At 56.5% G+C, this 21,989-nt stretch carries 19 protein-coding genes; 6 read left to right on the top strand and 13 right to left on the bottom strand.

From position 1 onward, the window contains the following. Nucleotides 1-264: 264 nt before the first annotated feature. The gene (locus ACF8D4_RS16715; RefSeq protein WP_392468859.1) at nt 265-1,335 is read right to left on the bottom strand and encodes an alpha/beta hydrolase; all 1,071 of its coding nucleotides are present in this window, start codon (nt 1,333-1,335) and stop codon (nt 265-267) included. Between the two features lie 235 nt (nt 1,336-1,570). Between ACF8D4_RS16715 and ACF8D4_RS16710 the strand changes: the two genes are divergently transcribed. Beyond that, nucleotides 1,571-3,484, top strand: coding sequence for a TonB-dependent receptor domain-containing protein (locus tag ACF8D4_RS16710; protein ID WP_335922307.1), 1,914 nt, complete (start codon nt 1,571-1,573; stop codon nt 3,482-3,484). A gap of 151 nt (nt 3,485-3,635) precedes the next feature. Here the strand turns inward: ACF8D4_RS16710 and fhuF are convergent, their stop codons facing one another. The 10 genes from fhuF to ACF8D4_RS16660 all read right to left on the bottom strand — a co-directional run bounded on the left by fhuF (nt 3,636) and on the right by ACF8D4_RS16660 (nt 16,225). Beyond that, nucleotides 3,636-4,463 carry a siderophore-iron reductase FhuF gene (gene fhuF, locus ACF8D4_RS16705; RefSeq protein WP_107004610.1) on the bottom strand — a complete coding sequence of 276 codons (828 nt, stop codon included), beginning with the start codon at nt 4,461-4,463 and terminating at the stop codon, nt 3,636-3,638. Then, nucleotides 4,454-5,335 carry an ABC transporter ATP-binding protein gene (locus tag ACF8D4_RS16700; RefSeq protein ID WP_107004611.1) on the bottom strand — a complete coding sequence of 294 codons (882 nt, stop codon included), beginning with the start codon at nt 5,333-5,335 and terminating at the stop codon, nt 4,454-4,456. The genes fhuF and ACF8D4_RS16700 overlap by 10 nt, the downstream gene beginning before the upstream one ends. After that, nucleotides 5,332-6,393: an iron chelate uptake ABC transporter family permease subunit gene (locus tag ACF8D4_RS16695; protein WP_144190883.1), complete on the bottom strand. Its 1,062-nt coding sequence runs from the start codon at nt 6,391-6,393 to the stop codon at nt 5,332-5,334. Before ACF8D4_RS16695 ends, ACF8D4_RS16700 begins: the two co-directional genes overlap by 4 nt. Beyond that, nucleotides 6,390-7,439: a FecCD family ABC transporter permease gene (locus ACF8D4_RS16690; protein WP_392465401.1), complete on the bottom strand. Its 1,050-nt coding sequence runs from the start codon at nt 7,437-7,439 to the stop codon at nt 6,390-6,392. The genes ACF8D4_RS16695 and ACF8D4_RS16690 overlap by 4 nt, the downstream gene beginning before the upstream one ends. Beyond that, the gene (locus ACF8D4_RS16685) at nt 7,436-8,536 is read right to left on the bottom strand and encodes an iron-siderophore ABC transporter substrate-binding protein (protein ID WP_392465398.1); all 1,101 of its coding nucleotides are present in this window, start codon (nt 8,534-8,536) and stop codon (nt 7,436-7,438) included. The genes ACF8D4_RS16690 and ACF8D4_RS16685 overlap by 4 nt, the downstream gene beginning before the upstream one ends. 65 nt (nt 8,537-8,601) lie before the next feature. Further along, nucleotides 8,602-10,758 carry a TonB-dependent siderophore receptor gene (locus ACF8D4_RS16680; RefSeq protein WP_301561377.1) on the bottom strand — a complete coding sequence of 719 codons (2,157 nt, stop codon included), beginning with the start codon at nt 10,756-10,758 and terminating at the stop codon, nt 8,602-8,604. 35 nt (nt 10,759-10,793) lie between these two features. Next, complete coding sequence (locus ACF8D4_RS16675) at nt 10,794-12,686, bottom strand: IucA/IucC family siderophore biosynthesis protein (RefSeq protein WP_301561378.1); 1,893 nt, start codon at nt 12,684-12,686, stop codon at nt 10,794-10,796. Further along, complete coding sequence (locus ACF8D4_RS16670; protein ID WP_025010688.1) at nt 12,683-13,300, bottom strand: GNAT family N-acetyltransferase; 618 nt, start codon at nt 13,298-13,300, stop codon at nt 12,683-12,685. The genes ACF8D4_RS16675 and ACF8D4_RS16670 overlap by 4 nt, the downstream gene beginning before the upstream one ends. Continuing rightward, a complete protein-coding gene (locus ACF8D4_RS16665; protein ID WP_345868482.1) occupies nt 13,300-14,646 on the bottom strand; it encodes a SidA/IucD/PvdA family monooxygenase in 1,347 nt (448 codons plus the stop codon). Before ACF8D4_RS16665 ends, ACF8D4_RS16670 begins: the two co-directional genes overlap by 1 nt. Before the next feature lie 10 nt (nt 14,647-14,656). Next, nucleotides 14,657-16,225 carry an aspartate aminotransferase family protein gene (locus ACF8D4_RS16660; protein WP_212669138.1) on the bottom strand — a complete coding sequence of 523 codons (1,569 nt, stop codon included), beginning with the start codon at nt 16,223-16,225 and terminating at the stop codon, nt 14,657-14,659. A 507-nt stretch (nt 16,226-16,732) separates the two neighbouring features. On the opposite strand from ACF8D4_RS16660, the gene ACF8D4_RS16655 reads away from it, so the two are divergent. Genes ACF8D4_RS16655 through ACF8D4_RS16640 form a run of 4 tightly spaced genes read left to right on the top strand, consistent with a single transcriptional unit; the run spans nt 16,733 to nt 20,574 of the window. Then, nucleotides 16,733-17,521, top strand: coding sequence for a TetR/AcrR family transcriptional regulator (locus ACF8D4_RS16655; protein WP_301561380.1), 789 nt, complete (start codon nt 16,733-16,735; stop codon nt 17,519-17,521). Further along, nucleotides 17,518-18,462, top strand: coding sequence for an HlyD family secretion protein (locus ACF8D4_RS16650; RefSeq protein WP_208221603.1), 945 nt, complete (start codon nt 17,518-17,520; stop codon nt 18,460-18,462). Before ACF8D4_RS16655 ends, ACF8D4_RS16650 begins: the two co-directional genes overlap by 4 nt. Next, nucleotides 18,459-19,454: an ABC transporter ATP-binding protein gene (locus ACF8D4_RS16645; protein ID WP_208172218.1), complete on the top strand. Its 996-nt coding sequence runs from the start codon at nt 18,459-18,461 to the stop codon at nt 19,452-19,454. The genes ACF8D4_RS16650 and ACF8D4_RS16645 overlap by 4 nt, the downstream gene beginning before the upstream one ends. Further along, nucleotides 19,444-20,574 carry an ABC transporter permease gene (locus tag ACF8D4_RS16640; RefSeq protein WP_044734253.1) on the top strand — a complete coding sequence of 377 codons (1,131 nt, stop codon included), beginning with the start codon at nt 19,444-19,446 and terminating at the stop codon, nt 20,572-20,574. Before ACF8D4_RS16645 ends, ACF8D4_RS16640 begins: the two co-directional genes overlap by 11 nt. Nucleotides 20,575-20,584: 10 nt before the next feature. Here the strand turns inward: ACF8D4_RS16640 and map are convergent, their stop codons facing one another. Next, the gene (map, locus tag ACF8D4_RS16635) at nt 20,585-21,367 is read right to left on the bottom strand and encodes a type I methionyl aminopeptidase (protein WP_167714789.1); all 783 of its coding nucleotides are present in this window, start codon (nt 21,365-21,367) and stop codon (nt 20,585-20,587) included. After that, a complete protein-coding gene (locus tag ACF8D4_RS16630; RefSeq protein ID WP_025010681.1) occupies nt 21,360-21,566 on the bottom strand; it encodes a ParD-like family protein in 207 nt (68 codons plus the stop codon). Before ACF8D4_RS16630 ends, map begins: the two co-directional genes overlap by 8 nt. 194 nt (nt 21,567-21,760) lie before the next feature. On the opposite strand from ACF8D4_RS16630, the gene ACF8D4_RS16625 reads away from it, so the two are divergent. Beyond that, the coding region (locus ACF8D4_RS16625) for a hypothetical protein (protein ID WP_392468852.1) at nt 21,761-21,989 on the top strand (229 nt) is incomplete at its 3' end.

The following is a 21,989-nucleotide window of genomic DNA, read 5'->3' as shown; positions in this document are numbered from 1 at the left end:
TAAAGTGTCGTCGGGACCTGAACTTAACAGGAATCCAAGAAAAAGATACGCCCTGTACCCTACAGAATAGACTGGAGTTGTTATGGAAATTCATGAGTACCAAGATGCTTACTACCAACTGCAGGATGAAGTGATTGAATCACTTCCGGTAGAGAAAGACGAAGAAGCGTTTTTGGATTAAGCCTCAGCCAGGCAGCTCAAATCTTGAAAAAGCGGCAACCTCAGGGTTGCCGCTTTTTTTGTTGCCATTGAATTACGGATGAGTCATTCGAGGGCGGAGCCGGGGTAATAATGCTCGATAAGCTGGGTCAATATCCGCTGCTGTTGAGCAAGCTTTTGTCTTTGTGCCTGGCGCTGCAAGCCTTTGAGTGCATGATGCTGAGGCTTGATTTCAATACCCTGGCTCTCGCTCAAGCGCGTGAAGCGACTGACCACTTCAGTCACGCTGAAATCCTCGGCGAATATATCCAACTGTTGCGAGTGCATCAGCCAGCGAATACCTTGATAGACACCTATGTGAGGCAGGGAGTGATGATCTTCGTCACTGAAGAACTCGCTGTGAAATATAAGTTGCTGAGACGGCAGCGCCGACAGATGTTTGGCCAGCGCCAGATTTCGCTGTTTGTGGTAGTCATTGCGGCCAAGTCCTGGGGTGGTGGCCTGGTTACTGATCGCCATGTACAGGGGCTTGCCTGTTAGCTTGCCCTGAGTGAGTGCCTGCTCGAGCTCATCGGCATAAGTCGGGCTGTCGTACCAGAGACTGGCATCCAGCACCAGGTAAGCATTGAACATAGGCTGTTGCCGGCGCAGCGCCTCCAGTGCCAACAAGCCCCCAAAAGAGTGACCGATAAGCACAGTAGGGCCGGGCTGCCCAAGCCTGGCATTCAGCCAGGGGTGAAGTTCCTGATTGAGAAAGTCGAGAAAAGCGCCGGCATTGCCCGATTGCTGATAAAGCGGCCCTGCGGGTCTACCACCGGGTAGTGTTTCCAGTTTCACCGGCGTGAAGTCACGAATACGGTTACGGTTGATGATGCCGACTATGACGCCTTCAGGTATCGCAGGATTAACCCCGGAAGCCAGATAGTCCAGCATGGGTGTAAGATGCTCAAACTGCTGCTCGGCATCCAGGATCACATAACGGGCAAAGCTCTTGCTGTGCCTGGCGTCCCAGTGTTTGGGAAGACGCAGCAATACTTCCCGCGATTCTCCCAATATATTGGAGTTCAGCGTCAGTCGCTGTTGTTTCCCGGCGGCTTCTTTATCCAGGCTTTGGGCGCTGCAGCCTACCAGCAGACCGAACAATAGCGTCAGAGGGATAAACAGTGATTTTTTCATGGAAATTTTTACTCGGTAAAGGTGACATTTTCAGCTTGAAATTCAGCCCTGATGGGCTTTTGAGTGGCCTGGCTCACATTCGCGTCATTATATTGTAAATGATAACCAATATCATTTATATGTTGTAAAGATTATGCTACTTTTTCGCGCCATGGAACCAGGGGCTTTACCTGGATTTACCCAAAAGCAACAACTTACAAGGCGCAATCGTCGCCGCGATAATCGGGGGAATAGAATGAAACTGGATAAGTGCCGCAAACTGCTTACCTTGAGCCTGGTCGCCATGGCTGTCAGTGGTTATACCAAGGCAGATGAAGGTGAAATGGAGCATATGGTCGTTACTGCCAGTGCCAAGGATCAGCAACTCAGCACTGCACCTGCCTCAATCTCGGTGATCGATGCCGAAGCGATTAAGCTGATGCCGGTCAAAGATCTGGGGGATGTGCTGAGAAACAGTGTCGGCGTGAATGTAGTGACCAACGACTCGGGCCGAAACAGCATCTATATCCGTGGTATGGATGAAGACTATGTACTGATGTTGATCAACGGCAAGCGGGTTTCTTCTTCCAATGGTCTGTGGCGCGGCGGTAACTTTGACTTGACCGCTATCCCCATCGACGCCATCTCCCGGGTGGAGATTGTCCGCGGCCCCATGTCGGCTCTCTATGGTTCAGATGCGGTTGGCGGGGTCATCAACGTGATCACCAAGGCGCCAGATGATGACTGGCAACTGGTACTCGACAGCGAGTACAGTTGGATGCAGGACGGCGAGGGCGGTGATCGCAGTCGTACCAACCTGTTTGGCTCGGGCAAACTCACAGATAATCTGGGGCTGATGTTCACCGCAGAGGTGGCCGAGCAGGACGCCTGGTTGATGCCCGAACTGACCCCGAATCAGGACACCATAGAAGAGCGCAAGACCCGCAAGCTCTATGGCTCGCTCACCTGGCAGTTGGCAGACAATCAATCGCTGGACTTGGATTATCAATACGATAATGACAAGGTGCCCTTGACCACTTTTGCTGCCAATTCAAAACGTGAGCAGAAGATAGAGCGCAACACCTTTGCTTTGACTCACAGAGGCGAGTGGAGCTGGGGTGGCACCGAGCTTTTGGCCAACCTGGAAAAGTCGGATATCTACGACTACAACAGCCGCTATTCGCTGCAGCCCCCTTTGGGACGCGACATCGAAGAGAAAAACACTACCTTCAGAGGCTCGGCCTTCTTTAACCTGTGGCAGCAGGACTGGACAGTCGGCGCCGAGTACTTTGAAACTGAAGTCGACGATCCTGTGCAATATCCGCTTACCGGTGGTGACAGTGTTGAACAATACTCGCTGTTTATTCAGGATCAGTTCGATTTCCTGGATGATTTCACCCTGACCCTCGGCGGCCGCTACGAAGACAACGAAAAGTACGGCAGCCATTTCAGCCCCAGGGCGTATCTGGTTTACCGTGCTTCGGATGCACTGGTGCTCAAAGGTGGTGTCGGCACGGCATTCAGGGCTCCGGCACTGTTTGAATCATCTCCGACTTTCTCTTCAGTCAGTTGCCGCGGCGCTTGTACTGTAGTGGGCAATGCAGATCTTGAGCCCGAAACCAGTGTCAACTATGAGCTGGCAGCCTTGTGGAGTCAGCCTTCCTATGAGCTGTCTGCAACCTTGTTCCATAACAAGGTGGAAGATCTGATCACGGTTTCGGCTTGGGATGGTTCCAGCCCAACCCGTACTTACTACAACGAATCCAAGGTGACTTTGCAAGGGGTAGAGCTGACCGCCAGCGTGGATATCACGGCGGATCTCGGCCTCAAGGCAAACTACAGTTATCTCGATACCGAGACAGGTGACGGTGATGAACTCACTGGTCGTCCTCGCCAGAGTGCCAATGTGCAACTGGATTGGTATCTCACCGACGATTGGCAGCTGTATGTTGCCGGTAACTATTTCGGTTCATATCTGGATAGCAGTGCCGTGCGTCAGGATGGCTACAGTCGCTTCGATATCGGCAGCAGTTATCGGGTGAACGATCACCTGAAACTACGCGCCGGGGTAACCAACTTTACCGATGAGCAACCGGCCGAGGAAGACACCAACAGCGATATGATACTGCAAGGCCGTGCCTTCTTTGTCGGTGTCAGCCTGAGCCTCTAAGCGTCTGGGCCTACTCCCGGCCTGAATCCTTTAAATAGCCAGGATTGCAATAAGAAAAGCAGCGACTTGTCGCTGCTTTTCTTTTGGACAACATTTTATTTCTCCATCGAAAGGCTCAGGTGATAACCACCAAAAGGCATTGAGCCGTAACCTAACCGCAGGCCTTTTGCCCTTTGCCTTTGCGACCATCTTTATCCAGCGGGCAATCGGCGCACATTTGGGTGCAGGGAAGCTTGTGCCGCAGGCAACAGGCGATACGCGGGCTTTGCTGCTGCTTGAGCCTTAGCTTTCGCCAAAACGGATGAGCAATCGGCGCAACATAGGTACGTGGCTGCAGCTCAGCTTGCTCGAACATCTCTCTTATCAATTGTTGTCGCCAACTGACGGGCAGTGACAACTCACCCAGATACCAATGCACAATATAGGCTTGATGGCTGAAATGCAGCTTTGATGGCACTGGCCCCAGTTCTGCCAGGCGCTCGACAATGGGAATGAGCAACTGCTCGAGTAAGCTTTCCCAACTGGCAAGTTGCCCGGCGGGAGCCGGATGGCTGACATCTGCATCAAGCAGCAGATAGAAGGTTTCCGCCCGGCCGTTATCAAAAGGTTCAAGGTACCAGTTGCCACTGCAAGCTGCAGCCGCAATGGCGCGGTTAAGTGCGCTGCCGGGCTGACTGGCAAACAACCACAGCAGCAGGGGGGGCAGTTGCAGGCCGAAAAACCACTGGCTCCACATGGAGTGCAGTGCCCGGGCGTCTATCTCGGGCTTTGTGGCACAAGTTGTGGACACCTTGGCTTGATAACTCAGGGCAAATTGTTGCAGCAGCGCCGGGTAATGTGCCTGGCTCAAGACTGAGTTCAAGCTGATGGCTTCTTGGGGTAACTGCTCCAGACTCTCTATGGCTTTGAAGTGCTCGCCATAGAAGGCGGCTTTTTGTGCCAATAGTTGGTTGAGCTCGCTGGCAATACTCATTCCCATGACGGCAGTCCTCCGGTGGCATTGTTGCTCGAATCTTCCCCGCCATGGTGCCCGGCGGCTCTGGGCTTTACTCTGGGTCTGGGTCTGGGGATAATCATCGGGCAGTTGGCCTCGGGATCTGTGATTATGCTGGCATTGATATCGAACACCTGTTCCAGCAGGGCCTCGGTCAACAGTGACTCAGGCGCGCCGCCGGCAATCAACTTGCCATCACGCATCAACAGCAAGTGATCGCCGTAGCGCAGAGCCTGGTTGATGTCGTGCAGCACCAATACCAAGGTGCGGCCCTGATCCACCAACGCCCGGCAAAAGTCGAGTACTGCCAGCTGGGCGCGGATATCGAGAAACGAGGTGGGTTCATCGAGCAGCAGCAAGTCGGTTTGCTGCGCCAATACCATCGCCAGCCAGACTCGCTGTTGCTGGCCGCCTGAGAGCTCGGCCACCGGCCTTTGTGCCAGTGTGGTTAACCCTGTGGCAGCCAGGGCTTGGGAAACAGCCAGTTCATCTTGCTCTGACCATTGGTGCCACAGGCTCTGATGAGGGTAGCGGCCGCGACTGACCAGCTCCTGCACATCTATTCCTTCCGGTAATTCAGGCTTTTGCACCAGTAGTGCCAGCTCCCTGGCTCTGGCCTTGTTGCTCAACTGCGCCAAGGGGGTGTGACCCAAGATGACCTGGCCGCGTGTGGGCGGCAGTACTTGGCTTAAACACTTGAGCAGGGTCGACTTGCCACAACCATTGGGGCCAAGGATCACCGTCAGCTTACCCTTGGGGATGGCCAGGTTCATGGCGCTTATTATGGGCCGCTGGCCGTACTCGAGATAAAGCTCATGCCCACTGAGGGCTATGTCATAGTCAGGGTATTGGGTCATGATCTTTCTCCTTTCAGTCCCTTGGCCAGTTGCGGTTGTCCCCGGATTTCGCGGCTCAACAGCAGCGCCAGATAGGCGCCGCCGATGAGGGCGGTCAATACGCCCACCGGCAGCCTTTGGTTGCCCGGCAGCAATAAGGTAAGAGTGTCGGCCCCGAGCAGCAACAGTGCGCCTATCAGCGCCGAGCGCAGCAGTGCCAATTGACGATTGCCAAAGCGGGCCAGATGCGGCGCCACCAAGGCGACGAAGGCTACCGGGCCGGCGCAGAGTACGGCGCCCAGCGCCAGTAAGGTGGCAAACAGCAGCGCCAGTGTTTGGCTTTGGCGCACCGGGTTGCCAAGCGCCTGAGCCAGTTCCTGGCCCAAAGCCAGCAGTGACAGACGGCGGGAGAGCAGCAACAGAGCGGGCAGCGCCAGCAGTAACACTGAGGTTATCAGCAGCACATCACCCCAGGTGCGGTGTGCCAGACTGCCGGACAGATACCCCAGCATCTGCTGCGCCTGCTCTCTTTGCACCAGTGTCAGCACAAACTGCACCAGGGCGATGGCAAAGGCGTTGATGGCGATGCCCATCAACACCAGATTGCGGGAAAACTGCCATTGGCGTCCGAGCCCTGCGAAAAACAGCAGGAGCACAACCCCAGTGCCCAAGAGGGCGCCGGGCAGCAATGGCAGTTCCGGCAGCCATAATAACCAGAGGACGGCGCCGGCACTGGCTCCGGCATTGACCCCGAGAATATCCGGGCTTCCCAGCGGGTTACGGCTCAGGCTTTGAAACACGGCGCCGGAGAGCCCCAGCGCCATGCCGGCGCCGAGGGCACACAGGGCCCTTGGCAGGCGTGATTGCCACAAAAGCCAGTTTTCATAGTCGGAGGCTTCGGCAAACAAGGCCTTGGCAAGGCTCACCGGAGCCAGGCCCTGATGTCCCAGCATCAGGCTAAGTAGCAGTGCAGCGCCAAGCAGGACTACGGCCAGCAAGGCACCTTTAATGGCGCCGGATGAGGGGGCTCTTAAGGCTATCGGGCCCCATTGCCAGATGGGAAAACGGGTTTGTTTCATGACGCCTCCTTCAGGTTTTGCCCTCGGGCCATCAGGTACAGAAACGGCGCTCCCAGCAGGGCGACCATGATACCGGTCAGCAGCTCGGCCGGCGGCATCAATACCCGCGCCAACAGATCTGCCAATAACACCATGGCGCCGCCTATCAAAGCGGCTCCCGGTAATAGCAGGCGGAAATTGAGTGTCAGATAACGCCTGGCCAGATGGGCACTGGCCAGGCCGACAAAGGCCAGCGGGCCGACAATGGCGGTGGCTGCGGCGCACAGCAAGGTGGCACCCAGCCAGGCGAGCAGCCCCTGCCAGCCCTGGGAGGCACCGAGCGCTTTGGCGGTATGATTATCCAGCAGCATCAGATTCAGCGCCGGCGCCAGCAGCCACAAGAGTACCGCGGCGGGCAGCAGATAGGGCCAGAGCGCATGAAACTCCGGCCAGCCCAGCCCGGACAGGGAGCCCGCCATCCAATACCTGAAACCATCAAATAGCTGCGGGTTCAGCAACACTCTGGCCTGGACATAGGCCCCGAGCACGGCGCTGATGGCGGCGCCGGCCAGGATCAGCCTGACCGCCGCGGATTGCCCCTGGGATTGCTGCGCCCTGGACATCATATACACCAAGGCGCTGGCCAGCAGCGCTCCGGGCAAGGCCTGCCAGAAGAGACTCAAACCCGCTGTTGCGCTCCATAGCCCCAGAGTGACCAGAGAGGCGCTGGCGCCGGCATTGACGCCGAGCAGGCCGGGATCCGCCAAGGGGTTGCGGCACAGCGCCTGGATAACGCAACCGGCCATTGCCAATGCCATGCCGGCCAACATGCCGCACAGCAATCTTGGCAGCCTTGCCTGTAACACCAGCGACAGATGATCGTCTGCGGCCGGTTGCCAGAGCTTGCCCAGCATAGTCAGCGGTAGTGTGCGGGCGCCAAAGAGCAGGTTGGCCAATACCAGCAGCGCCAGTATCGTCAGCAGCCCAAGCAGGGTTACCGCGTTACGTCCAAGACGGTTCTGGGACAGGGTAGCTCCATGTTGCAGAAAGATTTTTGGGTGTGTCATCCCGGCCTCCCATTTTTATTCGATGGCGCGCCTGTATCTGCGTCTGTCTGTGTGTCTTGATGCCGGTATTGGCGAGGGTTTTCTTTTTGCTCTGCCAGGGTTTGTTGCAGTTGCGGCACCAGCTTGGGAATAGCCCATTTAACGCTTAGCAGCGAGCCGTAGGAGCTGGCCATCACCAGCGCCGGGTCGGTTATTGCCAGATACCGACCGCGGCGCATGGCGGGCAGACGACGGATAACCGCCATGGCTTCTACCTCGGCTCTGGCCTTGTCCGAGCTGTACCAGCTGAGCAGCAGCTCGGCATCGTCCAGCATGTCGGCGCGCTCCAGTCCTATGTGGGCGGCGAAGTGGCCTCGGCTGGCATTGAGCCCAAAAAGTTGTGGCGGCAATACAAACCCCAGCGCCAACAGCAGATCCACTCTGGGATCGCCTGTGACATAAACCGAGAGATTGCCAACTCGACTGGCGGCATTGATATAGGCCAGGCGAACGCCATTGAACTCAGGGTTTTCGGCGGCGACTCGGGCGATATAAGCCCGTTGCTGTTTCAAAAGCGCTTCGGCCTGCACTTCTTTGCCGAGCGCCTTGGCTATCAGTTCCACCTGCTGCTTAACCGGAGTCAGCCAAGGTTTGTCCGGATAGGCGATGACGGGGGCCAGAGCGCTCAGCTGTAAAAAGCTCTCGCGGGTGATACCGGACTGGGGCGCCAGAATAAGATCCGGTTTCAACGCTAATAATCGCTCCACATCCAGCTCGGGGTAACTGCTGATGATGGCGGGCAGCGGCAGCTCCTGCGCTTCTAATGCCTGGCGAAACCAGGGTAGATAACCCTCTGCATCTCCGCCCCAGTAATGGGGTTCAATGGCGATGGGTACAACACCTAAGGATAGGGTCCAGTCTTCGGCCCCGGCTCCCAGGGTTACCACTCGCTTGGGCGGCGACTCGATACAGCTGGTCCCGTGGGCTGTGGTAATGCAAACCGGATAACCGTCTTGCGGCGGTGTTTGGGCTTTGGTTTGCGGAGGGTCATAACAGCCCGTCAGCCCCAGGCTCAAAAACACGACAAGCGCCAACAGGCGCCTTGCTTCACACAACATATTTGTTATTCGCCCCGCAGTGCGGGGCGCTCCTTATTATGGATAGTTTCACGGCATAACGCGGCTCAGAAACGGTAGTCCAGGGTGACGCTGAAGTTACGCGGCGCGCCATACTGGAATTGGTTATAGAAGCCGAGCTGGCTGTAATAGCTCTTGTCGAGGGCGTTATCCAGATTGGCTCTCAGACTCAGCTGTTCATTGAACTTGTATCTCGCCATCAGCTTCACCAGGGCGTAGCTGCCTTGTTCCACTTCGACTTTACTCTTGTCCGGTTTTGAGACTTGGCTATAAATGCGGCTCTGCCAGTTGACCCCGGCGCCCAGCTGCAATCCGTGAAGCCAGCCATCGAATTCATAAGTGGTAAAGAGCTTGAGTTGCCGTTCCGGGTTGGTGGTGTTGATCTTTTGCCCTTTGGGATCTTCGGTATCAAACTGGGTGTAGCCCAGGTAAAGATCCCAGTTGTCATTGATGGAACCGTTGACCTCAAACTCAAAGCCGCGAGTCTTGGTACCGTCGACACTGCGGTAGATGGGAATCGTGCTGTTGGGCAGGTTTTCGCCGGTTTGCTCACCGACATTGTCCTGACGGATCTCAAAGGCGGCCAACGACAAGTCCAGCGCCTCATCGAACAGGCTGGCTTTGATCCCGGCCTCATAGTTGCTGCCCTTGATAGGGTCCAGGTAACGGCCATCGGCCTGAACTTTGCTTTGCGGGGTAAAAATATCCGTGTAGTTGGCATACAGGGCATATTCGTCGCTCAGGGCATAGGTCAGCCCCAGATAACCGGTGAACTCACCATCGACCTTATAGTCATGTTTGGCACCAAAGTTATCCTGATCTGTTTCCCAGTTATCCAGGCGGCCACCGAGTACCATGGACAGGGCATCGGTCAGCTCAAGCTGGGAAGCGACATAGACAGCCTGTTGCTTGGTTTCGCCCCAGGAGCCGTAAAGCACCTGATCGCTCCATTGCGGCTTTGGGTAATCAAAGCCGGGCTGCCCGAAGTCTCCCAGAGGCGGTTTGGCACCGAGAGCGCCATAGTAGGGGTTGGCAAAATCCTGTTTTTGTTGATTGGCACCGGCCACCAGTTGGTGGTTGCGGCCAAAGGCGTTGAAGCTGCCGGACAGCTTGAGATCAAAGGTGTGCTGGGTGCGACTGCCGTCGATAAAGGCCAAAGAGCCGGGGACCATGCCCTCATTGGTGACGGGATCCGGGTTACCTGTTGGCCAGAGCACATCAAACTCCAGGCTGTTGTCACCATAGATATAGCTGCCTTTTAGGCTCCAATCTGGGTTGAAGTGGTGCTCCAGAGTCACGAAGCCGTTGAGCGCATCTGTCTTGGCGGAGGCCCAACTGGGGGCGGTGGATACATGACGGTCGTAATTGGTGCGGTTGCCGTCACTGTCAAACAGCGGCAAGCCGCCGGACATGGTGCCTTCCGGCCTGGTATGCTGGAAATCACTGCCCAGAGTCAGCAGAGTATTGGTCCCCAGATCCGCTTCCAGGATGCCATACAGGGTTTGCCGCTGCTGCTCATATCTGTGTTGCCAGTTTTCCCTGTCTTGATAGGCCAGCACCACCCGGCCACGGATGCTGGCATCCTGATTGAGGCCGCCGGAGAGATCGACCACGCCGCGCAGCATGTCCCAGGAGCCGCTGCTCAGGCTGACGCTGCCCTGAAACTCGGCAGTGGGCCGTTTTCGCACCAAATTGATGGCGGCAGAAGGGCTACCGGCACCCAGCATCAAGCCGGTGGCGCCGCGCACCACTTCAATGCGCTCGTATAGGGCGCTGTCCATCAGGTTATCGCCATAGTTGAAGCGGGTGTCATAGGTGGTTGCCACGCCATCATAGAGAATGCTGCTGACCGAGATCCCGCGGGCGCTGATGGAGTATCTGTCGTTGTCCGAGGGGCGGGCGTTGATCCCGGCGACACTGGTCATAACATCTATGATAGAGTTGAGCTGCTGATCTTCAATGGCCTTGGCGGTGACGGCTGTGACAGACTGCGGCGTCTCGAGAAACGAGAGCTTCATGCCTGTGGCCGTGCTCATGTCACTTGCCTTGTAGCTCATGGGCTGGCTCTTGGCACCGACCACTGTCAGTACCTCCATCTCTTTCTCCTGTGTTTCGCTCTTGTCGGCGGCGAATGCCGGGGCGCTCAATAGCACAGAACAGAGAAGGGCGATGGGGGTCGGCCTGAAGCCATTAAGGGTTTGCATGTTTGTGTCCATTTTCCTGTTACTTCCTGGAAGGTTTACAAGGCCGGGTCTGCAAGACGCTCGGCCTGGGTGGGTGTCACGCCAAAGCTGTGGCTGGCGGCAAAGGGGTGCAGCGGATTGTCGATATCGCCGGCAAAGCGCAGGTTCTTCTCCCTGTCTTCGAGATCTATCATCTGCTGGTTGTTGTTGAGCTGGATCCGGTTCAGACAGGTGCGGACAAAGGTCGGCTGGAACAGGTCGTAGCGGCGATACTTATCGGCAAACTGGGGGTGGGAAGCCTGATAATCACGGACCTTTGCGGCCACCAGGCTCCAGAATCCCTGTTCACTCAGGCTGGTGTGGCTATCGAGCAGCGGCGCCATAAAGCGGAAGATGCAGTCGAAAATATCCAGCAGTATGTAGTTGAGCTTCATCTCCTCTTCGAGTGAGACCGCCAGTTGCGCCACCCGTCCCGGCAGCGGCGCACTGCCGTTGAGAATTGCGACTTCTTCGCCTATGTCCTTCATCAATATGGTGACAGGCACCTTATCATCCAGCACCAGAATAAGGTTCTCGCCATGGGGCATAAACACCAGATCGTAGGCAAAGAAGGCGTGCAGCAAGGGGGTAAGGTAAAGATCCAGCAGCCGGCTCATCCAGTCGTGGGCACTCAGGGGGGAAGCCTCGATAAGCGCCGCCAGCAGGCTCTGCTGCTGATTGTCCTGGTGCAGCAGGGCCGCCAGTGTCATCAGTTGCTGTCCGGGTTTTACCAAAGGCTCGCCCTGGAAGCTGAGAGCATAAGGGCTTTCACGCCACAGTGCCGAGAGCATCTTCTTGTAGGGGGTGTCTTTTTCCAGCGCCTGCTCATAATACCTGTGGTGATAGCCTATGGCGGCGATCTCCCTGAGCAGCACAAATCTTTGCTTGGCAAAGAAAGGGTCGCTGTCGATAAGCTCGGCGACAAAGGCATTGATCTCCGGGGTACGGCTCATGTAGTAGGGCGATAAACCCCGCATAAAGCCCATATTAAGAATCGACAGCGCCGTCTTCACGTAACAGCGCTTGGGTTGGCTCAGGTTGAAGAAGGTGCGGATGGATTGCTGCACCTGATATTCATCACGGCCTTGTCCCAGGTGAATGAGGCGATCGCGGGCCAGATCGGCGGCGAATATGCGGCTGATCTTTTCGCGCCACTGCCATGGATGAACGGGCATCAGAAAATAATCGTCCGGGTTTTTGCCCTGTTGCCGGATCTTCTGCTCAAATCTGAGCAGCAAAGCATCGCCCAACTCATCTTGCAGCAGTTGGCGATAGTCGAGCCCGGCTATCAGCGCCAGGCTGGTATGTTCACTGCTGACCGCCAGCCACTCGAGTTGCAACGGTTGGCCGCTCTCCGGCGTAAAGGCCAGCCAGTCATCGACATCAAAACCTATGCGGCCGTTGTTGGCGACAAACACAGGGTGGCCTTCGGTCATGGCCGCTTCTATCTGCTGATAGTCGCAATCCACCAGCTCCTGCACCGGCTTTGCCTGCCACAGAAGTTTGAAGGCCTTGCTGTAGAGGGTGCTGGTGATCTCTTCAAGATAGGTGGGCAGCAATGCATCGCTTATGCCGAGTCTCTCCTTGAGGGCAATGATAAGCAGCATGGCGTCCGGCTGTTGCTGCTCGCCATCTTTGAAACACTCGATGGAATCCGGCGCTATCTGCAGGTGATCCAACTGATAACGGCGACCGCTGAAGCGGTAGCTGAGCTGACCATCCCGGGTATCCAGCTTGAGCTGCCAACAGGTCTCTTGCTCTGCTTCTGCTGGCAACAACAGCTCTGGCGCTATTAGCTTTTCATGACTGAATTCACTGAGAATTTTCGCCAGCAGATGGCGGCTTGCCTGGCTCCAGATGGCAGGCGTCAGATGGCTGAGGCGGTTCTGTTCGATAATGGATGCTGTCATTGTGTGGCTCCTGTTGCCAGTGCGGCACTGAACCCAGGCAGGGTGCAAAAACCCAGCATGGCTTGTTTGTTTTCGAGTTGAATGGCGTGGCTGTAGCAGATGCCTACCGCACGGTTCAGCGGGTGAATCTTTTGGTTGTTGATATCCGGCTCTACCACCAGGCGGGCAAAGCCCAGATGCTGCAGTATCAGAGACACCACAGCAGTGATGGCCTGGCGGCTGAAACCGCGCTGCGGCTTAGTGGGAGGAGCCAGCAGCAAATGCATGCCGCAATCGCCGTGTTGGCAATCAAAGTGTTGGCCCACTTCATCAAAGCGGGGATCGTACAGCTCGGTATAGAGCACAGGCTCCGCGTCGCGATAGGCCATCAGGCCAAACTTATCTGCAGTGGGGGCGAGCTCAACGCGGCGCTCGGTGGGCGTTAAGGATTGCATGCCCCAGAAGGCGGCATAGTCGCGGCCGAGCCAGTCGCTCAGGGTGTCAAAGTGCTCGCTTTCCCGATAGGCACAAAAATCAAAGTCGTTGACCTTGAGGCGCTTGCCCGGCGCAAAGCCGTATCTGGCGCTGAAGCCGGCTGTGTCGGCAGCCGGATTAACTGCTGTTTGAGAGGCCATCAGCTGGCCTCCCGCTGCAGAGCTTGATTGCTGCTTTGCCGGCGTTTGGGCGCACTGGCGTCTTGCTTGGGAATACCAAAGCTCTGGAAGGCAATTTGCTGCTCTATCTCGTAAGGTGCTTTGCCCAGGATCTGCCGCAATATGGTGGCGTTGCGATAGCAGCCCATTCCCAGATCCGGCGAACACAGCCCGTGGGTGTGCAGCCCCAGGTTCTGAACAAAAATTCGCCCGGCCTTGTCTATGTGATAATGACGCTGGACATCGGGCTCGCCCTTTTGATCGAACAGCAGCTGCGAGTGGAGCGGCTCGAGAAAGTCCGGCAATCGGTAGCAGTAGCCGGTGGCCATCACCAGTGCCGAGCTGGTCAGCTCAAACTCCTGTTCAAGTTCTGTATGTCTGCAACCCAGCAGCAGTTGCTGTCCGTCGCTGTGAACGCTTTGCAGTGCCGTGTTGGTCAGCAGCTGTACATCAAAGTCACAGTGCAGGCGTTTTTGGTAAAGCAGATCATAGATGCTGTTGATCAGATCGGCGTTGATCCCCTTATAGAGGCTCTTCTGTGAGCCGATAAGTTCGCGGCGCTGTGCCTCGGGCAGGGCGTGGAAATAGTCGATATATTCCGGCGAGGTCATCTCCAGTGTCAGCTTGGTGTACTCGAGTGGGAAGAATCTTGGTGAGCGGGTGAGCCAGCGCAGGCGATAACCGTATTTGTCGATATCCAGCAGCAGATCTTCGAAGATCTCTGCCGCGCTTTGGCCGCTGCCGACTATGGTGATGTCATTTTGGCTCTGCAGCGCCTGTTTACGGTGCAGATAGTTGGCCGAGTGCAGTACCCGTTTGTCGGCGCCGGGGCAGAAGTGAGGCATCCAGGGTTGGGTACCGGTTCCCAGCACCAGGTGACGGGCGCGCAGGCTCTGCTCTTGGCCACTGACTCTGTCCTGCCCCTTGACCAGATAGGTGTCGGTTTCGGCATCGAAACTGACCCGGGTGACCTTGAAATTGAATTTAAGGTTACTCAGCTCGGCGCAGACCCATTGGCAGTATAGATTATATTCCTGCCGCGGCAGGAAGAAGCTTTCGCGAATATAGAAACTGTAGAGTCGGCCGGTTTGTTTGGCGAAGTTCAAATAGCTGTAGCGGCTGGTGGGATCGGCCATGGTCACCAGATCCGACATGACAGGGGTCTGCAATCTGGACGATTCCAGCAACATGCCGGGATGCCAGTCGAAACCGGCGCCGGCATCGACAAACAGACACTCAAGACCGTCAAGCGGCTCGGCCAGGGCCGCCAGGCTCAGGTTAAAGGGGCCTATCCCTATGCCCAGGATATCGTAGACTTTGGTTTGCATCAGTTCCTCCTCAGGCGCTGCAAAGCGCGCTGGTCTTGTAGTGACGGGCCTGCTCGCGACCGATTTTGCAGATGTCGGTCAATACGGCTTCGATATCCTCGAGACGGGTGTGAGGGTTGAGCAGGGTAAACTTGAGATATTGGCTGCCGGCCACTTTGGTCGCTGCAATCATGGCGCGGCCTTCGCGGGCCAGGCGGGCGCGGATATGGCGATTGCATTCATCCAGTTCGGCGCTGCCGAGTGCCGGGTCGTTGAAGCGAAACACCAGGGTAGTCAGCGACGGGTGCTGCGCCGTCTGCAACTCGGGGAAACGGCTAAAGCTTTCATAAAGCTCGGCTGTGGTGGCAATCAGGGTGTCGAACATCTCGCCTATGGCATCCGGCCCGGCGGCTCTCAGGCTCAGCCACAACTTAAGGGCATCAAACCTGCGGGTGGTCTGCAGGCTCTTGTTGACCAGATCCGGCACTCCGGCCTGGGCCTGGGACTCAGGGTTGAGGTAATCGGCATGGTAGGTGAGGTAACCGAGCACGCCTTTGTCCTTGACCAACAGCGCCGAGCAGCACACGGGCTGGAAGAAGGACTTATGGAAATCCAGGCTGACAGAGTCGGCCAACTCTATGCCTTCGAGGCGTTGGCGCTGAGTGCGTGACAGCAACAAGGCGCCGCCGTAGGCCGCATCCACATGCAGATAACAGCCGAACTCGCGGCAAAGGGCGGCGATGGGCGCTATGGGATCTATGGCGCCAAAGTCAGTGGTCCCAGCGGTAGCGACCACGGCGATGGGGATCAGTCCTGCCGCTTTGAGCTGCCTGAGTTTGCCTGCCAGCGCCTTGGGATCCATGCGCCGATTGGCATCACAACCGACACTAACAACCGCCTCGTGTCCCAACCCTAAAAGTGCGGCCGCCTTTTGAATGCTGAAATGGCTGAATTCAGAGCAGAGAATGCGGTAGCGGCGGGCATTGGCAGCCAGGCCGGCCAGAACATTGCCTCTGTGACCCGGCTCAAGGCTGCCGGCCAACTCTCTGGCAAGCAGCAGCGCCATCAGGTTGGACTGGGTGCCGCCGGTAGTGAAGACACCGTCGGCAAATCCTTGATATCCCACGCGCTCGCAGGCCCAGTCGATAACCTTCTGTTCAATCAGAGTCCCGCCGGCGCTCTGATCCCAGGTTTCCACCGCAGTATTGATGGCAGAACTCAACTGCTCGGCCAACAAGGATGTGAGCATTACAGGGCAGTTGAGGTGGGCCAGATAATCAGGGTGTTGGAAGTAGATGGCGTGGCTGAGATAGAGCTTGTCCAGTTCGGCCAGAACTTGCTTCATGTCCCCGAGGGGGCGGTCAAGATTGATATCGGAAAATGCGCTTTGCAGCTCTTCGGGGCGAATGCCACTGCTGGGGCCATCCAGCCGTTCAAGGCGGTGTTTCAGGGTATCCATGCCCAGTTGCATCAAGCGGGAGTAGTGGTGTTCGGGTGCGATACCAAAGAGTTCAGTGTGGGGAGCGAACGGCAGGTGGCCGGCGGCATCATAGCTCGGGTCATTGCTCGCCTGTTCAGGCTCCATGCTGGGGTGTGTCACTTTTGCCTCCTTTGCGACTGACATGAGGTCAGTCATCAATGACAAGTCACCCAGGGATAAGGAACTACTTCGGCCTTTCCCTGGGCCATTCCTTTTTTGCTGTCATCCGTTTCTCAACGACAGCGGCGACAAATTAGCATGCACTCAAATACAAATGCAAATGATTCTCAATTGATTTGTGTAAAGATGTAACTGGTCTGATTAGAAGCCTGTACCGATAACCATAAATTGGTCGGATAAAGACGGCATTTACAGCATTGGGAGCGACTGATTTGAGAGTGGCTGAGTTGAGAGCGATTTGCTCAAGAGTGACGGAATTCCCATTGGCTCCGTCGGCGGAGAGGTAAAGGACGGGAGTCGAAGACGGTGGAGCAAGCTTGCTCAAATATCCTCTTAACTGGGCCGACTAAATTCCCCAACATAGGCACGAATGGAGAATTAACTCACTGCCATATAAGCACTAAACTGAGTATATTCATCACAAGAGGAATTTTTGAGGAGCAGGGGATGAAAGCCACAGCCGGTCGTCCTAAAGGCCATTCAGGGGCCAGGGATGCTTTGATAGAAGCCGCGCGCAGTTGCTTTACCCTGAAGGGGTATGAGCGGGTTTCCACCCGAGAGTTGGCGCGCAAGGCGGGAGTGGATGCGGCGATGATCCGTTATTACTTCGGCTCCAAGGCAGGCCTGTTTGAGGCCATGGTCAGAGACACAATCGCTCCAGTGCTGGAAGCCTTCAAACATTACAATGCCGCGCAAAGTCATCAATCTGCCAGTGAGGGCTCTGCAAACAGCCCTGAGCCCAGCAATAGCCGCCTTGAGCTTGGTAATAACAGCCTTGAGCCCAGCAAGATGAGTCTTGATTCGAGCAAGAAAAGACCCGAGCCAGGTTTTGGCGGGCCATTTGAGCTGATGCAGGTCTATTACCGCGCCATGGCTGCCAACCCGGCCTTGCCCGGGCTTATCATCCAGGTGTTGAATCACAGAGAAGGCAGTGAAGCCTTCGATGCCCTTGCCAGCGTATTCAGTGACATGCTCAGCCGCTCGAGGCTGTGGATCCGCCAGCTTGGGCAAGATCAAGGCCTTAATCCCAACCTGGACCCTACCTTGGCGCGGCTGAGTTTTGTCAGCCTGATGGTGTTTCCGCTGATCGCCCCGGCCCATCTGATGCGGGACTTCGGTGTCGAATTGAATGAAACCTGGCTCAAACAGCTGGCAGAGCACAATGCCAAAGTCCTGCATCAAGGCTTATTGCGCCAGGATATTGCCGCCACCCCAGGCTGTGAGGAACCCCAATGAACAAGATATCCCTGATACTGACAGCGACACTATTGCTGTTGCAAGCTTGTGGCGACAACGGTGAAAGCCGTGCCATGGGTACACTGGAGCGGGATCGTATCCAGCTTTCAGCCCCCGTTGCCGAGCAAATAGCCGATATCCATGTGGCCGAGGGTGACAAGGTCGAGGCGGGGCAGTTGTTGCTGCAATTGGACAGCCGCAGCGCGGCAGCCAGAGTGGCACAGCGCCGTGCCGAATTGGCTGAGGCCGGCGCCAGGCTCAATGAGCTGCAACAAGGCGCCAGGGTAGAAGAGCGGCGGGCGGCCAGAGCCGCCATAGAGGCGGCAACGGCAGCCGCGACCGAAGCCAGACTCAGATATCAGCGCACCCGCGAGCTGTTTGCCGCCAAAGTGGTGGGGCAGGCGGAGTTGGATGCGGCCATCGCCGAGCGGGATCACACCAAGGCCTTGGTCGAGCAGGCCAATGAACACTGGCTGCAACTGGAAAACGGTACCCGCAGCGAACAACTGGCCCAGGCCGAAGCCAGAGTGGCTGCCGCAGCGGCGGCGCTCAAGGCCGAGGAGAAAGCCTTGGACGACCTCAGTCTCAGGGCGCCGCTGGCATCAGAGGTGGACATATTGCCCTGGAAGAGGGGCGATCGAGTGGCTCAGGGCACTCAACTTGTCGCGCTTTTGGCACTGGATAAACCCTATGCCAGAGTCTATCTGCCGCAAACGGCCATCAGTAAGCTTTCCCGCGGCGACAAGCTGGAGGTCTGGGTCGATGGGGTGGAGCAGCCGCTCAAAGGCACTGTCAGAAATATCCGTTCCCAACCTGCCTTTACTCCGTTTTATGCCCTTAATGAGCGCGATCGTGCCAGATTGATGTATCTGACGGATATCGATGTCGAGGGCGCCGAGTCTCTGCCCTCAGGGCTGGCGCTGGAGGTACGACTGCCATGACTCAGTCAGCTGATGCCGGTGCTTCTTCGGCCACTCAAGCCACCTTGTCCATTGATTCTTCCCTGGCCATTGAAGCTCCCCTAGCTATTGAAGCTCATGGGCTGACCCGGCGCTTTGGTGAGTTGACCGCGGTGGATAATCTCAGTCTCGCCATTCCCCGTGGCAGTATTTACGGCTTTCTCGGCCCCAACGGTTGCGGCAAGTCCACTGCGATTCGGCTGCTTACCGGCCTGTTGTTGCCGGATGCCGGTGAGGTGACCGTATTGGGAGAGCCGCTTGCCGGTAACGAAGAGGCGCTCAAGCAACGTATAGGTTATATGACCCAGAAGTTCTCTCTCTACGATAATCTGTCTGTGCTGGAGAACCTCAGATTTGTCGCCAGTATTTATGGCTTGTTCGGCCGCCGCGGCAAGGCGCGCATCGAAGAGCTGCTGCATCTGTATAGCCTGGAGGGCAGGGAGTCTCAGTTGGCCGGTTCCATGAGTGGTGGTCAGAAGCAGCGTCTGGCACTGGCCTGCGCCACACTGCACTCCCCCGAGCTGTTGTTTCTCGATGAACCCACCTCGGCGGTCGATCCGGAAAACCGCCGCGAGTTTTGGGAGCGGCTGTTCGATCTCTGCGCAGCCGGGACCACTATTTTGGTGTCAACCCATTACATGGACGAGGCGGAGCGCTGCCATGCATTGGCAATCCTTGAGCGCGGCGCCAAGCGGGCCGATGGCTCCCCGGCCGAATTGATGCAGCAGATGGGCGCCAGCGTGGTGGAAGTTAGCGGTGAGCAGCTAAGGGCGCTCAAACAGCAGCTGGTGGCCTTACCTGAGGTTGTTTCTGCCGCTCAGGTAGGCACCCGGCTCAGGGTGTTGGTGCGGCGTGGTGACACAGATCCCATCGCCTTTCTCAGCCCCTATTGCGATGGGCACAAGCTCGCCATGGCGCGCCCCAGTCTCGAAGATGTGTTTGTATCCTGCACCGGAGGTCGACATGTGGGCTAGGATATTGGCAATCATGCTCAAGGAGCTCAGGCAGTTGTCGCGGGATAGGATGACCTTCGGCATGATAGTGATGATCCCTCTGGTGCAGCTGCTGCTGTTTGGCTACGCCATCAATACCGATGCCAGGCATCTGCCCGCCGGCTTGGTGGATATGTCCGCCAGCAGCTACAGCCGGGCCTTGGTGCAGGCGGTAAAGGCCACCCAAGTGGTGGACTTCAAGGCAAAATATGCCTCTATCGAGCAGGCCGAGGCGGCCATCACCTCGGGGGAAGTGCGCGCCGTGCTCTATTTGCCGGCGGATCTCAATGCCCGTCTGGTGAATCATCCAGCCTTCGACCGTCGTCAAAGCGACAGCCAGCTTACCCGGCCCGTGGCCCAGTGGCTGGTGGATGGCTCGGATACGGTTATCGCCGCCGCGATTCGTAGCCTGAGAAGCATGCCGCTGGATGAGGTGGCCGGTTTCAGCAGCCAAAACCGGGTGCCAAGTTTTGAGGTGGTGCAGTACTTCAACCCGGAGCAGCGCACAGTGGTTAACATAGTGCCCGGCTTGCTGGCGGTGATTTTGACCATGACAATGATCATGTTCACCTCTGCCGCCATTGTCAGGGAAAGAGAACAAGGCAATATGGAGTTTCTGATCACCACCCCGGTCAAACCCATGGAGCTGATGGTGGGGAAAATCATCCCCTATGTGCTGGTGGGGCTTATCCAGGTGAGTATTATCCTCAGCGTGGGCCACTTCCTGTTCGGTGTGCCGGTGCGCGGCGGTCTGGATAGCTTGTTGCTGGCCTCTTTGCTGTTTATCTTTGCCAGCCTCAGCCTGGGCCTGGTGATCAGCACCATTGCCAAGACCCAATTGCAGGCGATGCAGCTGACGGTATTTATCCTGTTGCCCTCTATTCTGTTGTCAGGCTTTATGTTTCCTTACGAAGCTATGCCAATTGCGGCGCAGTGGATAGCCGAAGCGCTGCCGGCGACCCACTTTATGCGTATGGTGCGCGCCATAGTCCTGCGTGAGGCCGATATCCTGATGTTGGCTAAAGATGCCTTTTGGCTGGGGGCGTTCACCCTGGGAGGCGTGTTGCTCGCTTCATTGAGGTTCCGTAAGCGTTTGGGATGAGCGCTGTGGTTCAGCGCTCTTCATCTCTGAGGGTCAGCACTTCATAGCCGGTATCTGTCACCAGTATGGTGTGCTCCCACTGGGCCGAGAGTTTTTTATCCCGGGTCACTACAGTCCAGCCATCTTTCTTGGTCTTTATTTTGGCGCCGCCCTGATTGATCATCGGCTCTATGGTAAAACACATACCGGCTCGCAGTTCCAGGCCGCTGGCAGCGCGGCCATAGTGCAGCACCTGGGGCTCTTCGTGCATCTCGCGCCCTATGCCATGACCACAATATTCCCTGACCACACTGTAGCCTTGGGATTCGGCATACTGCTGAATCGCATGGCCAATATCCCCGAGGCGGGCACCGGGCCTGACCATCCTGATCCCTCGCCACATGGCTTCATAAGTGGCCTGTACCAGGCGTTTGGCCAAAGGCGATGCCTGTGGCATCAGGTACATCTTGCTGGAGTCGGCAATAAAACCGTCTTTTTCGAGGGTAATATCCAGATTGACAATATCGCTGGCCTTCAGCAACTGCTGCTCCGAAGGAACCCCGTGACACACGACTTCATTGACCGAGCTGTTGAGCACATAGGCATAGCCGTATTGGCCCTTGCTGGCCGGACGCGCCTTAAGCTCGTTGACGATAAAGTCTTCTACTCTGTCGTTGATGGCCATGGTCGAAATGCCGGGAACAACAAAGTCATCCAACATGGCAAATACCTTGGCAAGCAGGGCGCCTGAGCGGCGCATCAGCTCGGCTTCTGCCGCGGTTTTTAAATGAATTTTTCTTTTTTGATCAAGCATTTTGCGCTCCAGGTACCTTGATGGCTTCCCGCTGATACAGCTCGGCCATCAGCTCATTGAAACTCCGGTCGGGGTTAAGCTCGGCCAGCATGCCCATCTTGATCCAAAACTCCGCCTGAGCGTTGATGGAGCGCGCCATCAGGCCGCTGGCCTTGCGCAGCTCCTCATGGAGTTCATCGGAGATCTTGATAATTCCCATATGCTAAAAATACACTTTATATATAAAACATATGTGAATCGTATACTGTGTGGCGGTGAAAGAAAAGCATGTTGGTTGAAAGATTGCGGCGCCTTAAGAAAGTGTGGCGTTGTCAGAAAAGGGCTTAAGGCAGTTCTTTGGGCAAGCATAAGCAGTCTTGGCTCTATTTTGCAGGGTCAACCTGATGGGTGGCTATGATGTTAAAAAGCCTGCTTGGGGAAGCAGGCTTGAGATTGAGCTCAAGGGTGAAGGTGAAGCTAGAGAACCGTTTGTTGCTCGTCTTCCGTTGTGCTGAAAGCGAGAGCCGGTTTTTAACAGCCCTGGTTTATAACAGCTCTAGGCTTTTAACAACTTTGGTTTATAACGGCTTGGGTCTTAGCCGTTTTGCTCAGAATGCTTTTGTTCAAAGGCAAGCGAGGCTTA

It is taken from the genome of Shewanella sp. YQ_9 (genome assembly GCF_043103185.1).
Classification (GTDB): Bacteria; Pseudomonadota; Gammaproteobacteria; order Enterobacterales; family Shewanellaceae; genus Shewanella; species Shewanella algae.
This window is presented reverse-complemented; position numbering and strand designations above follow the sequence as displayed.

Coding starts and splice junctions, on each gene's coding strand:
- ACF8D4_RS16715 (WP_392468859.1), bottom strand. CDS start 1,335: ATGAAAAAATCACTGTTTATCCCTCTGACGCTATTGTTCGGTCTGCTG.
- ACF8D4_RS16710 (WP_335922307.1), top strand. CDS start 1,571: ATGAAACTGGATAAGTGCCGCAAACTGCTTACCTTGAGCCTGGTCGCC.
- fhuF (WP_107004610.1), bottom strand. CDS start 4,463: ATGGGAATGAGTATTGCCAGCGAGCTCAACCAACTATTGGCACAAAAA.
- ACF8D4_RS16700 (WP_107004611.1), bottom strand. CDS start 5,335: ATGACCCAATACCCTGACTATGACATAGCCCTCAGTGGGCATGAGCTT.
- ACF8D4_RS16695 (WP_144190883.1), bottom strand. CDS start 6,393: ATGAAACAAACCCGTTTTCCCATCTGGCAATGGGGCCCGATAGCCTTA.
- ACF8D4_RS16690 (WP_392465401.1), bottom strand. CDS start 7,439: ATGACACACCCAAAAATCTTTCTGCAACATGGAGCTACCCTGTCCCAG.
- ACF8D4_RS16685 (WP_392465398.1), bottom strand. CDS start 8,536: ATGTTGTGTGAAGCAAGGCGCCTGTTGGCGCTTGTCGTGTTTTTGAGC.
- ACF8D4_RS16680 (WP_301561377.1), bottom strand. CDS start 10,758: ATGCAAACCCTTAATGGCTTCAGGCCGACCCCCATCGCCCTTCTCTGT.
- ACF8D4_RS16675 (WP_301561378.1), bottom strand. CDS start 12,686: ATGACAGCATCCATTATCGAACAGAACCGCCTCAGCCATCTGACGCCT.
- ACF8D4_RS16670 (WP_025010688.1), bottom strand. CDS start 13,300: ATGGCCTCTCAAACAGCAGTTAATCCGGCTGCCGACACAGCCGGCTTC.
- ACF8D4_RS16665 (WP_345868482.1), bottom strand. CDS start 14,646: ATGCAAACCAAAGTCTACGATATCCTGGGCATAGGGATAGGCCCCTTT.
- ACF8D4_RS16655 (WP_301561380.1), top strand. CDS start 16,733: ATGAAAGCCACAGCCGGTCGTCCTAAAGGCCATTCAGGGGCCAGGGAT.
- ACF8D4_RS16650 (WP_208221603.1), top strand. CDS start 17,518: ATGAACAAGATATCCCTGATACTGACAGCGACACTATTGCTGTTGCAA.
- ACF8D4_RS16645 (WP_208172218.1), top strand. CDS start 18,459: ATGACTCAGTCAGCTGATGCCGGTGCTTCTTCGGCCACTCAAGCCACC.
- ACF8D4_RS16640 (WP_044734253.1), top strand. CDS start 19,444: ATGTGGGCTAGGATATTGGCAATCATGCTCAAGGAGCTCAGGCAGTTG.
- map (WP_167714789.1), bottom strand. CDS start 21,367: ATGCTTGATCAAAAAAGAAAAATTCATTTAAAAACCGCGGCAGAAGCC.
- ACF8D4_RS16630 (WP_025010681.1), bottom strand. CDS start 21,566: ATGGGAATTATCAAGATCTCCGATGAACTCCATGAGGAGCTGCGCAAG.